The 12,825-nt window shown below is 69.1% G+C and carries 14 protein-coding genes; 7 read left to right on the plus strand and 7 right to left on the minus strand.

Annotated features, from left to right (window positions below):
- Nucleotides 1–74 precede the first annotated feature (74 nt).
- The 3 genes from npdG to G6048_RS41570 all read right to left on the minus strand — a co-directional run bounded on the left by npdG (nucleotide 75) and on the right by G6048_RS41570 (nucleotide 2,518).
- Nucleotides 75–791: an NADPH-dependent F420 reductase gene (gene npdG, locus G6048_RS41560; protein WP_033325564.1), complete on the minus strand. Its 717-nt coding sequence runs from the start codon at nucleotides 789–791 to the stop codon at nucleotides 75–77.
- Between the two features lie 37 nt (nucleotides 792–828).
- Nucleotides 829–1,902, minus strand: coding sequence for a sialidase family protein (locus tag G6048_RS41565; RefSeq protein ID WP_165344800.1), 1,074 nt, complete (start codon nucleotides 1,900–1,902; stop codon nucleotides 829–831).
- Nucleotides 1,903–2,299: 397 nt separating this feature from the next.
- On the minus strand, nucleotides 2,300–2,518 hold the full coding sequence (locus G6048_RS41570) for a hypothetical protein (protein WP_165344801.1): 219 nt from the start codon (nucleotides 2,516–2,518) through the stop codon (nucleotides 2,300–2,302).
- A gap of 61 nt (nucleotides 2,519–2,579) precedes the next feature.
- Here G6048_RS41570 and map point away from each other — a divergent pair, with 61 nt between their 5' ends.
- Together map and G6048_RS41580 are read left to right on the plus strand one after the other, a co-directional pair.
- Complete coding sequence (gene map, locus G6048_RS41575; RefSeq protein WP_165344802.1) at nucleotides 2,580–3,437, plus strand: type I methionyl aminopeptidase; 858 nt, start codon at nucleotides 2,580–2,582, stop codon at nucleotides 3,435–3,437.
- Nucleotides 3,438–3,645: 208 nt separating this feature from the next.
- Complete coding sequence (locus G6048_RS41580) at nucleotides 3,646–4,305, plus strand: biliverdin-producing heme oxygenase (protein WP_165344811.1); 660 nt, start codon at nucleotides 3,646–3,648, stop codon at nucleotides 4,303–4,305.
- 48 nt (nucleotides 4,306–4,353) lie between these two features.
- Here the strand turns inward: G6048_RS41580 and G6048_RS41585 are convergent, their stop codons facing one another.
- Nucleotides 4,354–4,998, minus strand: coding sequence for a PhzF family phenazine biosynthesis protein (locus G6048_RS41585; protein ID WP_165344803.1), 645 nt, complete (start codon nucleotides 4,996–4,998; stop codon nucleotides 4,354–4,356).
- A 260-nt stretch (nucleotides 4,999–5,258) separates the two neighbouring features.
- On the opposite strand from G6048_RS41585, the gene efeO reads away from it, so the two are divergent.
- The 4 genes from efeO to G6048_RS41605 all read left to right on the plus strand — a co-directional run bounded on the left by efeO (nucleotide 5,259) and on the right by G6048_RS41605 (nucleotide 9,696).
- The gene (efeO, locus tag G6048_RS41590) at nucleotides 5,259–6,413 is read left to right on the plus strand and encodes an iron uptake system protein EfeO (protein WP_165344804.1); all 1,155 of its coding nucleotides are present in this window, start codon (nucleotides 5,259–5,261) and stop codon (nucleotides 6,411–6,413) included.
- 80 nt (nucleotides 6,414–6,493) lie between these two features.
- Nucleotides 6,494–7,738: an iron uptake transporter deferrochelatase/peroxidase subunit gene (gene efeB, locus G6048_RS41595; protein ID WP_165344812.1), complete on the plus strand. Its 1,245-nt coding sequence runs from the start codon at nucleotides 6,494–6,496 to the stop codon at nucleotides 7,736–7,738.
- Nucleotides 7,739–7,741: 3 nt separating this feature from the next.
- Nucleotides 7,742–8,599 carry an iron uptake transporter permease EfeU gene (gene efeU, locus G6048_RS41600; RefSeq protein WP_165344805.1) on the plus strand — a complete coding sequence of 286 codons (858 nt, stop codon included), beginning with the start codon at nucleotides 7,742–7,744 and terminating at the stop codon, nucleotides 8,597–8,599.
- A 101-nt stretch (nucleotides 8,600–8,700) separates the two neighbouring features.
- A complete protein-coding gene (locus tag G6048_RS41605) occupies nucleotides 8,701–9,696 on the plus strand; it encodes a hypothetical protein (protein ID WP_165344806.1) in 996 nt (331 codons plus the stop codon).
- 36 nt (nucleotides 9,697–9,732) lie between these two features.
- Here the strand turns inward: G6048_RS41605 and G6048_RS41610 are convergent, their stop codons facing one another.
- The 3 genes from G6048_RS41610 to G6048_RS41620 form a co-directional block, all read right to left on the minus strand.
- A complete protein-coding gene (locus tag G6048_RS41610; protein ID WP_165344807.1) occupies nucleotides 9,733–10,470 on the minus strand; it encodes a bifunctional DNA primase/polymerase in 738 nt (245 codons plus the stop codon).
- Between the two features lie 213 nt (nucleotides 10,471–10,683).
- Entirely contained in the window at nucleotides 10,684–11,328 is a 645-nt protein-coding gene (locus G6048_RS41615) for a TetR/AcrR family transcriptional regulator (RefSeq protein ID WP_165344808.1), read from the minus strand.
- 87 nt (nucleotides 11,329–11,415) lie between these two features.
- Nucleotides 11,416–12,405: a small ribosomal subunit Rsm22 family protein gene (locus G6048_RS41620; protein WP_165344809.1), complete on the minus strand. Its 990-nt coding sequence runs from the start codon at nucleotides 12,403–12,405 to the stop codon at nucleotides 11,416–11,418.
- Between the two features lie 78 nt (nucleotides 12,406–12,483).
- Between G6048_RS41620 and G6048_RS41625 the strand changes: the two genes are divergently transcribed.
- Nucleotides 12,484–12,783 carry a zinc-ribbon domain-containing protein gene (locus tag G6048_RS41625; RefSeq protein ID WP_165344810.1) on the plus strand — a complete coding sequence of 100 codons (300 nt, stop codon included), beginning with the start codon at nucleotides 12,484–12,486 and terminating at the stop codon, nucleotides 12,781–12,783.
- Nucleotides 12,784–12,825 lie beyond the last annotated feature (42 nt).

Consider the following 12,825-nt stretch of genomic DNA (forward strand, 5'->3'; position numbering starts at 1 on the left):
GGGTGGGCTCCTGTCGGGACACGGCTTCGGCCGGGGGGACACTGCTCTTCAACCACCCAGTGTCCCCCAACCGCTCATACGTCGGTGACGCGCAGGCCCGCATGGGCCTTGTAGCGGCGGTTCACCGAGATCAGGTTCGCGACCAGCGACTCGACCTGGTGGGCGTTGCGCAGCCGACCGGAGAAGATGCCGCGCATGCCGGGGATACGGCCGGCCAGCGCCTGCACCATCTCGACATCCGCCCGTACCTCGCCGAGCACCATCACATCGGTGTCGATCTCCTCGACCTCCGGGTCCTGGAGCAGTACGGCGGACAGGTGATGGAAGGCGGCGGTGACGCGCGAGTCGGGGAGCAGCGCGGCGGCCTGCTCGGCGGCGCTGCCCTCCTCCGGCTTCAGCGCGTACGCGCCCTTCTTATCGAAACCGAGCGGGTTGACGCAGTCGACGACGAGCTTCCCGCTCAGCTCCTCCCTGAGCGACTCCAGCGTCTTGCCGTGCCCGTCCCAGGGCACCGCCACGATCACGATGTCGCTGCGCCGCGCGCACTCGGCGTTGTCGGCACCCTCGACGCCGTGCCCGAGTTCGTCCGCGGCGGACTGCGCCCGCTCCGCGGCCCGCGAACCGATGATCACCTTCTGCCCTGCCCGGGCCAGCCGGTAGGCGAGACCCTTGCCCTGCGGTCCGGTGCCACCGAGCACGCCCACGACGAGCCCCGACACGTCGGGCAGGTCCCAGGGGTCCTTGGCCGGGGCCTTGGCGGCTTGCTGTGCACTGTTGTCGGTAGAGGTCATGGCCCGACTTTACGTCCGCACCGCCGCGCCCCGGCGCTCAGGTGAGGTCCGTCACGGGCACTCTGCGGAAGGTGATCGTCTCGTACGCGCTGAAGTCGCCCGTCTCGTAGAGGAGGCCGACGGTCGAGGCGTCGAGACGTACGAGATCGGAGTAGGCGGCGGGCAGTCCGTCCACCGTGTGCACGGGCCGCCAGGTGACGCCGGCGTCGGTGCTGGCGCGGATCGTCATGAGGGCGCGGTAGCCGGGGACGGCGGGGCCGGAGAAGAGCAGCACGTCGGGGTCGCGGAGCTGGAGAACGCTGCCCTCGCAGACCGGCGCGACCAGCCCCGCCTGCGGCCGGAAGGGCTTCACGAGGGTCTGGCCGCCGTCCGTGGAGTAGGCGTCGGCGCGGGTGCCGGGCGCTGTCGCGTCGTTACGGGTGTTGAAGTAGACGCGGCCGTCGGGGAGTTCGGCGGCGGTCGTCTCGTTCACGTTGATGTAGCCGTCGGTGTTGTCGTCGAGGTAGCCGAGGCGCCAGGTCTCGCCGCGGTCGTCGCTGAGGAGGCAGTGGCCGCCGTTGTACTTGCCCTCGGTGCCGTTGTCCCTGCCGGTCGGCGGGAGGGAGTGGTTGGCGGGGACGACCACGCGGCCGCCGGTGAGCTGGACGGCGTGGCCCGGTGTGGTGGCGTACCAGCGCCAACTCGCCTTCTTCGTCTGTGCGGTGATGTCGCGTGGCGTCGACCAGGTGACTCCGTCGTCGTCGCTGTGCTGGACCCAGACGCGACGGCCGTCGGCGGCGCTTACCTTGCCCCTGCGGATGGCGTCTTCGGTGGCCAGTGCCGCGTTGCGGACGTGGACGAGGAGGAGGCGGCCGGTGTCCAGGACGACCGGGGCGGGGTTGCCGGCCAGGTTGTCACCGTGCTTGGCGGCGACTTCCAGGGGGCCCCAGGTGCGGCCGCCGTCCGTGGAGCGCTTCAGCACGATGTCGATGTTGCCGAAGTCGTCGTGGGAGCCGACGCGGCCCTCGCACAGGGCGAGCAGGGTTCCGGCCGCCGTGGTGACGACGGCCGGGATACGGAAGCTTGCGTAGCCGTGCTGGCCTGCGCGGAAGGGTACGGATGCTTCTGCCATCGGGGCCTCCGCCGCGTTGTGGGGTGATTGGGCCCCTTGCCCGCGGGGGGCCAATTCGGGGTGAACGCCACGTTACGAGTGGCCGGTTGGGGTTTTTCTTTCCCCAGCCCCGCCCCTTCCCGGCTGTGTCAATTTGCGGCTCCGCCGCGTGGGGGGGGGCTGCGCCCCAGGCCCCGCTGCCTCCGGCTGGGTGAGGCGCGACCCCTCACCCACCACGCACCCGAGGGGCGCGGGGCTGTGACATATGCGGCTCCGCCGCGGGGCGCGAGCAACCACAACGCACCCGCACCCGCACCCGCACCCGCACCCGCACCCGCCGGAGGCACCCCGCGGGGTGGCGCGACAAGCCACAACGAACCCGCACCCGACAACGAACCCAACCGCCCAACCGACGGAGTCACTCGCGCGGAGCGCCGTCATGCCAGCGGGGGTCCGTTTCCCATTCCAGGTTGCGTTCGCGGGCGATCTCCAGCGCGTGCTCGGCCTCACCCCGGGAGGCATACGGGCCGATGCGGTCCTTCGCGGGGCACTCGGGGCCCTCTTCGACCTTCTTGTGCTCCAGGCAGTAGTACCACTCGCCCGGTTTGCCGACCGTGCGCTTCTTGAACAGGGCCATGGCTACGGCTCCTTTCGCCAGAGTCATCGTCCCCCAGCGGGCGCTGGTTAGACTCGCTGGCATGTCTGGCCAGTCGCTGCTCGTACCAGGGGAGCTCTCCCCCATCCGTCCCGTCCCGGGAAACATCAGGCGTCCCGAGTACGTGGGTAAGCCCGCCCCCACGCCGTACAAGGGCCCGGAGGTGCAGACCCCCGAGACGGTCGAGGCCATGCGGATCGCCGGGCGGATCGCCGCGCGGGCGCTGGCCGAGGCCGCGAAGAAGATCGCGCCGGGGGTGACGACGGACGAGCTGGACCGGGTCGCCCATGAGTACATGTGCGATCACGGGGCCTACCCGTCCACTCTCGGTTACCGCGGTTTCCCCAAGTCCTTGTGCACCTCGCTCAACGAGGTGATCTGCCACGGCATTCCGGACTCCACGGTGCTGCGGGACGGCGACATCATCAACCTCGATGTGACGGCGTACATCGGCGGGGTGCACGGCGACAACAACGCCACGTATCTCGTGGGCGAGGTGGACGATGAGTCGCGCCTGCTCGTCGAGCGCACGCGCGAGTCCCTGACCCGTGCCATCAAGGCCGTCAAGCCCGGCCGGCAGATCAACATCATCGGGCGGGTCATCGAGTCGTACGCGAAAAGGTTCGGCTACGGGGTCGTACGGGACTTCACGGGGCACGGGATCAACTCGTCGTTCCACTCCGGGCTGATCGTTCCGCACTACGACAACCCGAACGCGACCACCGTCATGCAGCCCGGGATGACCTTCACCATCGAGCCGATGCTCACGCTGGGCTCGTACGAGTACGACATGTGGGACGACGGGTGGACGGTCGTGACGAAGGACCGCAAGCGGACGGCTCAGTTCGAGCACACGCTGGTCGTCACCGACAGCGGGGCCGAGGTGCTTACGCTGCCCTAGCCCCTTGACCAGCCGCGTTCACGGCGTCAGAGCCGCCCGCTCCCTCCCCCGGGAGCGGGCGGCTTTTTCATGTGGTCCGACGGGTGGGTGTGCTGGTGATTCGGGGTAGGGTTTTGCCGACAGGGTGTCGGGAAATCGTTGACTTAGGTAAGCCTAACCATAGAAGATGAGCCCGGCTCTCGTCTTCCCTTCGGCCTCGGAGGTTCACATGAACTCGTCGGGTACACCGTTCTCGACGCTCATCCGTACGGCGTCGCATGAGCAGCACGTGGAGGCGGAGACGTCGACGTTCATGAGCGACCTGCTCGGCGGCCGGCTCGGCGTGGACGCCTACGCGCGCTACACCGAGCAGTTGTGGTTCGTGTACCGGGCGCTGGAGGAGGGGGCGGAGCAGTTGTCGGGCGACCCGGTCGCCGGTCCTTTCATCCAGCCCGAGTTGCTGCGGCTCGCCGCGCTCGAGCGGGATCTCGCGCATCTGCGCGGCGGCGACTGGCGAGCCGGGCTTACGGCGCTGCCTGCGACGCAGGAGTACGCGCGGCGCGTCACGGAGTGCGCGCTCACCTGGCCGGGCGGCTATGTCGCCCACCACTACACCCGTTATCTCGGTGATCTCTCCGGTGGACAGATCATCCGTGACAAGGCGGAGAAGACGTGGGGTTTTGCGCGCAAGGGTGACGGGGTGCGGTTTTACGTGTTCGAGCGGATCGCCAACCCGGCGGCGTTCAAGCGGGGTTATCGCGCGTTGCTGGACGAGGTTCGCGCCGATGATCTGGAGAAGCAGCGGATCGTCGCTGAGTGCAAGCGGGCGTTCGCGCTTAACAGCGCGGTCTTTTCTGCGTTGGGTGAGGAGTTTCGCGTCAGTGCGTGAGCACTCCGCGCGCTACGGGACGCGTCCACACAAAGCGCCCCGTAGCCCTCAGTGCTCCAGGAACACCCTGCCGCCCACCTCTACCCACCCCTCCGGCTGTGGTGCCGTCAGGAGTTGTGAGCCCGTGCCCTGGGTGATGTTCAGGGCGCGGCCCAGTTGGGCTGTGAGTTGGAGGGCCGCTGCGCCTGTTGCCTCGTCCTCGTCTATGCCGTCGCCTCGGCCCGGGAAGCCGCGGGCGCGGACACGGCCCGCCGCCTCGTCCTGCCAGGCCCAGGCGTAGAGCCACTCCCCTAGTGGGGGCACCTCCAGCGCGTCGACCTCGGCGGCCGACCCGTACTGCCGCAACGTACGCGGCAGGGCCCACTCGGGCCGGGCCTCGATCCAGCTGAACTCGCCGTCCAGGCGGGTGCCCACCACGCCTGCGGGCGTGACGAGTTCCGGTACGTCGAGGAGCCAGGCCGCACCGACACACGGGTAGCCGGCGAAGGGCAGGCGCGCGCCGGGTGTGTAGATGTCGATGACCCCGCGCTCGGGATCATCGACGAACACCGTTTCGCTGAAGCCGAGTTGGGCCGCGAAGGCCTGGCGGTCGTCGCGTTCCGGCATCAGGGAACCGTCGCGTACGACCGCCAGGGCGTTCCCACGTCCCCCGCCGGGGCCACAGAACACGCGCAGCACGTCGTAATCAGTCACTCGGGCATTCAAGCATCAGCCCGCGGCCGGCTACGGATCAGCCTCTCATTACTCCTCCACGGGGTTCTTGACGCGTCTTTGACCGTTTCGTGGGGCGCCGATTGAGCCACCGTGATCTGGCCGTATTTGTGCACTTTTTATGAGAGCTGAATCACTTTACGGGCGGCCGGCACTGAGGTAAGCCTCAGATAAGTTAGGGCAGCCTCACTTGGAGTCTTCGGCTCCTCTGTGCACTTCCCTTGAGCTTCCTTGGAGCCCGTATGCGCGCCGTCCGCCTCTCCGTCGTCACCGCCGCCGCCACCGCGGCGGCGCTGGCCGCCGTCACCGGCTGCACCGAGAAGAGCGACGCCGCGGGCGGCGACGGCGTCATCGCCGTGACCGCCACCGATACCAAGTGCGAGGTGTCCAAAAAGGAGTTCCCGGCCGGGCACGTCGAGATCGACGTGGAGAACAAGGGCTCCAAGGTCACCGAGGTCTATCTGCTCTTCCCGGACGACCGGATCGTCACCGAGCGCGAGAACATCGGTCCCGGCACCAGCCAGAAAGTCACCGCCGAGGTGAAGGCGGGCGCCTACCGGATCGCCTGCAAGCCGGGCATGAAGGGCAAGGGCATACGCCAGGACGTCACCGCCACGGGCGGCGGCAAGGTCGCCAAGCGCGACCCGCGTCTGGACAAGGCCGTCGCCGACTACCGGGCGTACGCGCAGCAGCAGGCCGACGAGACGCTGCCCAAGGCGAAGGTCTTCGCGGAGGCGGTCAAGGCCGGTGACATCGAGGCCGCGAAGAAGGCGTACGCCGACTCGCGCATCGGCTGGGAGCGCACCGAGCCGGTCGCCGAGTCCTTCGGCGACATCGACCCGAAGGTCGACCTGCGCGAGGACGGTCTGGAGGAGGGCCAGTCCCTGGAGAAGGACTGGACCGGCTGGCATCGCCTGGAGCGGTCGCTGTGGCAGGACAAGAAGCTCACCGACCGCGATTCCGAGCTCGCCGACCAGCTGATCACGGATCTGACTGACTGGCAGAAGCGGGCCGGCAGGGCCGAGATCACCCCGACCTCGATGGGCAACGGCGCCAAGGAACTCCTCGACGAGGTCGCCACCGGCAAGGTCACCGGCGAGGAGGAGCGCTACTCGCACACCGACCTGGTCGACTTCAAGGCGAACGTCGAGGGCGCCGAGAAGTCGTACGAGCTGCTGAAGCCGGTCGCCTCGGAGAACGACGCGGCGCTGGCCAAGGAGCTCGACACACAGTTCGCGGCGCTGAACACGCTGCTCGACAAGTACCGCACGGACAAGAACTCCTACGAGTTCACCTCGTACGACAAGGTCGGCAAGGCCGAGCGCAAGGAGCTCTCGGACGCGGTCAACGCCCTTGCGGAGCCGCTGTCCAAGCTCGCCGCCGCGGTCGTGAAGTAAGAGGGTCTGCCGCCATGACGGACACCACGAACAGCACGGACAGTACGAAAGCCGCGGACGAGACCGAGGCGACGGGTGACATGCAGGAGTCCAACTCCCGTACTCCGTCCCGGCGTTCGCTGATCGGCTGGGGCGGTGCCGGGCTCGCGCTCGGGGCCGCCGCGGCCGGCGGGGCGGTGGCGATGGCCCGTACGGGCGATGACGCCGAGCCGACCGCCGCCGAGTCGGGCGCCGCGGTCGCCTTCCACGGCGTGCACCAGTCGGGCATCGCCACACCGGTGCAGGACCGGCTGCATTTCGCCGCCTTCGAGGTGAAGACCGAGGACCGGGCCGAGTTCGTCCAGTTGCTGAAGGACTGGACGGCGGCGGCGCGGCGGATGGCGGCCGGGCACACGGTTGGTGAGGGCGCGTACGGCGGTCTGGCCGAGGCGCCGCCGGACGACACCGGTGAGGCGCTGGGCCTCAAGCCGTCGCGTCTGACGCTGACGATCGGCTTCGGGCCGTCCCTGTTCGGGAAGTTCGACCTGGCGGACCGGCGGCCCGAAGCCCTGGTGGACCTGCCGAAGTTCGCGGGTGACAACCTCGACAAGAACCGCAGCGGCGGCGATCTGTGCGTCCAGGCCTGCGCGGACGATCCGCAGGTGGCGGTGCACGCGATCCGTAACCTCGCCCGGATCGGCTTCGGCAAGGTCGTCATCCGCTGGTCCCAGCTGGGATTCGGCAAGACCTCGTCGACGACTCCCGAGGAACAGACCCCGCGCAATCTCATGGGTTTCAAGGACGGCACCCGCAATATCGCGGGGACGGAGACGGACCGGCTCAAGAAGTTCGTGTGGGTGGGGGCGGAGGGGCCGTCCTGGATGGCCGGCGGCTCGTATCTCGTGGCGCGGCGCATCCGCATGAACGTCGAGACCTGGGACCGTACGTCGCTCCAGGAGCAGGAGGACATCTTCGGCCGCGACAAGGGCGAGGGTGCTCCGGTGGGCAAGGCGAAGGAGCGCGACGAGCCGTTCCTGAAGGCGATGAAGCCCGACGCGCACGTCCGGCTCGCGCACCCCGACTCCAACAACGGGGCGACGCTCCTGCGCCGCGGCTACTCCTTCACCGACGGCACGGACGGGCTCGGCCGCCTGGACGCGGGGCTGTTCTTCCTCGCGTACCAGCGCGACGTGCGCAAGGGCTTCATCCCGGTGCAGCGCAGTCTGGCGATCGACCCGCTCAACGAGTACATCCAGCATGTGGGTTCGGCGATCTTCGCGATCCCGCCGGGCGTCCGGGACAAGGACGACTGGTGGGGCCGGGCGCTGTTCTCCGAGGAGGCGTAGACCGTGTTCAGCAACTACCTGATCGGCCTGCGTGAGGGCCTCGAAGCCAGTCTCGTCGTCTGCATCCTCGTCGCGTATCTGGTGAAGACGGAGCGACGGGACGCGCTGAAGCCCATCTGGATCGGCATCGGCGTCGCGGTCGGCATCTCCCTGGGCTTCGGCTTCGCTCTCGAATTCGGCTCACAGGAGCTGACGTTCAAGGCACAGGAGGCGCTCGGCGGTTCGCTGTCGATCCTCGCGGTGGGTCTGGTGACGTGGATGGTCTTCTGGATGCGGCGTACGGCCCGTCATCTGAAGGCCGAGCTGCACGGGAAGCTGGACGCGGCGCTGCAGATGGGTACGGGCGCGCTGGTCGCCACCGCGTTCCTGGCGGTCGGCCGGGAGGGCCTGGAGACGGCCCTGTTCGTGTGGGCGTCCGTGCGCGCCTCGGGCGATGGCACCCAAGCTCCCCTGATCGGCGTCCTGTTGGGCATCGTGACCGCGGTCGTACTCGGCTATCTCTTCTACCGCGGGGCCCTGCGGATCAACCTCTCGAAATTCTTCACCTGGACCGGCGGCATGCTGGTGATCGTGGCCGCGGGCGTTCTCGCGTACGGCTTCCACGACCTCCAGGAGGCCGACTTCCTGCCCGGCCTGACCGACAAGGCCTTCGACATCAGCTCCACCATCCCGCCGGACAGCTGGTACGGCACGCTCCTCAAGGGCATCTTCAACTTCCAGCCGGACCCGACCGTGCTCCAAGTCATCGTGTGGGCGCTGTACTTGGTACCGACGCTCGCCCTCTTCCTGTCGCCGATGCGGCTCGGCGGCGGGACGGCGCAGACGCCCGCCCCGGTTCGCGAAAAGGTCGAGGAGGCCTGAGCGGAGGCCTGTGGTCACCCTCGTACGTGATCCCACGGTGCGGCGCGTTTCCCCGCCCCGATAGGGTTCGCCTCCGGGAAGGGGAAGGTGAAGACGATCCGATGAGAACGCCGCAGACACTTCGCAGGTGGGGCCGGCTGAGCACGTCGGCGGCAGCGGTCACCGTGCTGTCGGTGACGGCGAGCGGGTGCATGGTGGTGCACGGGGAGCGGGAGATCCTCCCGGGCGCCACGAAGACCGAGGCCGCACGTGCCCTCAAGGACTTCACGGCCGCCTACAACGAGGCCAACGCGGCCAATGACCGGGCCCTGGACGCCGACCGGGTCACCGGCCCGCTCGCCGACATCGACGGAGCCAAGCTCAGGGCGGGCGCGAAGAACCAGCCGGGCGGCAATCCCGACTACGCCCCGCTGAAGCTGACGGACACCGAGTTCACCATCCCCAAGAAGGCGGGCTGGCCGCGCTGGTTCGTGGCCGACTCGAAGGCCAACAAAGGTGGCGGCAGCACCCGTTGGCTCCTTGTCTTCACCCGGGGCGGCGCCGACGAGGTGTGGGAGGTCGCGTATCTGACGATCCTCGCCGCCGACGACGTACCGGAGTTCAAGAAGGACAAGGACGGCTGGGCCGAGCCGGTCACCGCGAACGCCGCGGATCTGGCCGTACCGCCGCAGGACCTGGCCGAGACGTACGCGACGTATCTGCAGGACGGCGGCGCCGCCTTCGCCGCGGGTCCGCACACCTCCGCGTGGCGGGACCTCCGCGAGAAGAACGCGGAGAAGCCGGGCCTGGTCCGCCAGTACCTCGACGAGCCGCTGACCTCCGGCGAATACGCCCCCCTGGGCCTGCGCACCACGGACGGCAGCGCTCTGGTCTTCTTCACCACCCGCCACTACGAGAAGCAGACGGCGGCCCAGGGTGTCCCGCTGAACGTCTCCGACGCGAACGTAAAAGCCCTGATGACAGGCGATGCCAAGCAGTCGATCACCCTGGAGTCGGTGTCGAACCAGGCGGTACTGGACCCGGGCCCGGGCGCGGCAAACCAGAAGGTGGAGTTCTTGGCGAGGATTCAGGGGCTTACGGGGGCGAAGGGGGAGTAAGGGGTACGGGGAACGCCCCGTCAGGGGCGCCCGGCGTCAGCCCCGCATGGGCCACGCCGTCACATGCTCGGGCTCAGCGCCGGCGAACCGCGCGCACTCGTCCGTCAGGATCTCGAGCAGAGTCAGTGGATCCGGGAGCGGATGCTCGGGCCCACGCAGCCAGGTGACCGACAGGTCACCGGGAAGCTGGGCGGGCGGCACGAGCACGTACGACCCACGGCAGTGCCACCGCAACCCCGGATGCTCATCCATCGTCTCGGGATGGCAGTCCAGCTCACAGGGCCACCACTCGTCCTCGTCCTCAGGCGTACCGCGCGTCGCCGTGAAGAAGAGCATCCGGTCACCGCCGGACTCGGCGACGGGCCCGACCTCGACACCCGCGGCGAGCAGCCGCTCCAGCGCCTCGCGACCGGCCTCGAGGGGTACGTCGAGTACGTCGTTAACCATGCCCGTCGCGGTGATGAAGTTGGCCTGCGGCTGATGCCGGGCCCACCGTTCGATCTGCGCGCGGTCGGTCGTGGACTGGGTCTGCCAGGCGAACGACACGGGGTGCCGGGCGGGGGTGGGACAGCCGACGCGGTCGCAGGAGCACCGGTAGCCGGAGGGGTGGGCGGCGGGCGCGAGCGGCAGCCCGGCGCCTGCGGCGGCGAGGAGCAGTTCCTCACGGCTGGTGTCGTCGGCGGCATCGGTCATCAAGGGACGTCGGCGGCCGCGCAGCCACTGGGAGATCTTGCCCTGCCCGCCGCCTGAACGGCGGCCGAACTCTGCGCTCATCTATCCCCTCGCCTCGCTGTTGTGCGGACAGCGTGTTGCGGACAGCATGCCTCATGGTCTCACCATCCGGCGGCACGGGGTGCCGAAGCTCCCGTCCTGGGGTGGGTGGGGCGATGCGTACGCGACACGGGGATCAGGCGTTATCGCGCATTTTGAGGGGATTTAGCCGCCTGTTCTACGTACCCCTGGTGTCGCTCTGGTCACAATCTCGGGTCAGCGCGGGGTGAGGCCGTGGAGCGCGTAGTCGACGAGGGTGTCGACGTACTCGTACGAGATCGGGCCCGTGTGCTGGAGCCAGCGCTGGGCGAGGGGCGAGACGAAGAGCTCCAGGGCGATGCGCGGGTCGATTTCGGGGCGTACGGCGCCCTGGTCCTGGGCGGAGCGCAGCCGCTGGACGTAGAGCTGGAGCGAGGGTTCGAGGAGCTTCGACACGAAGACGGCGCCGAGTTGCTCGTTCACGACCCCCTCGGCGGCCAGCGCGCGGCTCGGCGCCTCGAACCGGGGGTTGAGCAGTTCGTCGACGGTGGCGCGCAGCACGAACTTGAGGTCGGCCGCGAGGTCGCCGGTGTCCGGGAACTCGAAGGGCTCCTGCCCCTCCTTCGCCGCCAGCTCCGAGGCCTGCTCGCTCAGATCGAGAAAGGCTTCGAGGAGTACGTCGGCCTTGGACGGCCACCAGCGGTAGATCGTCTGCTTGCCGACGCCGGCGCGGGCGGCGATGCCCTCGATGGTGGTCTTCGGATAGCCGACCTCACTGACGAGGGCGAGGGCGGCGTCGTAGATGGCGCGACGGGATCGCTCGCTGCGGCGGGTGGAGTTGGGGGCGGGCTTCTGCGAGGGCTGGGCGGACTTCTGGACCATGCGCCGAATTTACCAGCTTGACAAGACGCGGCGTCTCGCCACGGGCGCCTCCGGCGCAGGGGTTTTCGCCCCCGCCGCGAGTCGGCGCTACGCCCCCGAGGGAGGCCACCCGTCGCCCCAGTCCGCGTCGCGAGCCGCCCGGTACAGCGGACCATGGCGCTTCGTCACCGTCTCGCGTCGCAGACGCTCCTCGGTTTCGCAGAGGTCGAGGAGTACCTGGCCCTTGCGGATCTGCGGGCGGCGGACCACGCGGGACGGAGCCGGAGTCGCCGGGAAGCGGGCGGCGGCGACGTAGCTGAACTTCTCGTCCTCGTATGCCAGGGAGCCGCCCTTGACCTGCCGGTGCAGGGAGGAACGGCTGACCCGGGCGGAGAAGTGGCACCAGTCCTCGCCGGGGGCGATGGGACAGGTCGCGCTGTGGGGGCAGGGGGCCGCGACGTGGAAGCCGGCGTTGATCAGGCGGGCGCGTGCTTCGATGACGCGGATGTAGCCGTCGGGAGTGCCGGGCTCGACGACCACGACGGCCTGGCCGGAGGCCGCGGCGGCGTCGACGACGGCGGCACGGTCGCCCTCGGTCAGCTCGCCGAGGACGTACGAGATGGTCACGAGATCAGTGCTCTCGATCGTGAGCGCCGCTCCAATACGAGAGCGCTGCCACTCGGCGGCCTTCAGCTCCGGATGGGCGGCGGCGATTTCGCGCCCGACCGCCAGCGCGGGCTCGGCCCAGTCGAGCACGGTGACCGCCCGCGCCCCCTCCCAGGTGGCACTGACGGCCCAGGTCGCCGCCCCGGTCCCGCCCCCGACATCCACATGACTGGCGGGCTCCCACCCGGGCACCGCCGCCGCGAAGGCCTCCAACGCCGAGCGCACCGCCTCGTATGTCGCCGGCATCCGGTACGCCGCATACGCGACCACATCGGAACGATCCCGCAACACCGGTGCGTCCGTCGGCGTCCGTCCCCGATAGTTCATGATCAACCGCTCGACCGCCCGCGCGGCCACCTTCGGCGGAAGTCCGTCGACCAGTCCGGCCAGGGCGGTGCGCAGGGAGTCATCAGGGGATGGTGAGACGTTCACATGGTGATTCTATGGTTGGGGCCACGACGGTTGAGGCCGCGACGACGACCGAGAGCAGTCTGGGAAGGACCGACCGACATGATCATCTTTGGCACCAAGGGATACCTCTACCAGCTCGCGATACTGACGTTCATGTGCGGCCGCTGCGGCAACCCCGCCGCGCACACCCTCAAGAAGCGCGTCACGAAGTTCACGCTGTTCTTCGTGCCGCTGTTCCCGTTCTCGACGAAGTACATGACGCAGTGCACCTTCTGCGGCGCGGAGCAGCGCATCACCAAGGAGCAGGCGGAGCAGCTGCAGGCACAGGGCGCGAACGGCCCCGGCGGCCAGGCATACGGACAGGGACAGCCCCACCAGCAGCAGCCGTACCAGTCCTGAGACCCGCAACAGCCTTGCCCCCACCCCTCACATCCCCCGCAC

The organism is Streptomyces ureilyticus (assembly GCF_011045025.1).
GTDB classification, from domain to species: domain Bacteria; phylum Actinomycetota; class Actinomycetes; order Streptomycetales; family Streptomycetaceae; genus Streptomyces; species Streptomyces ureilyticus.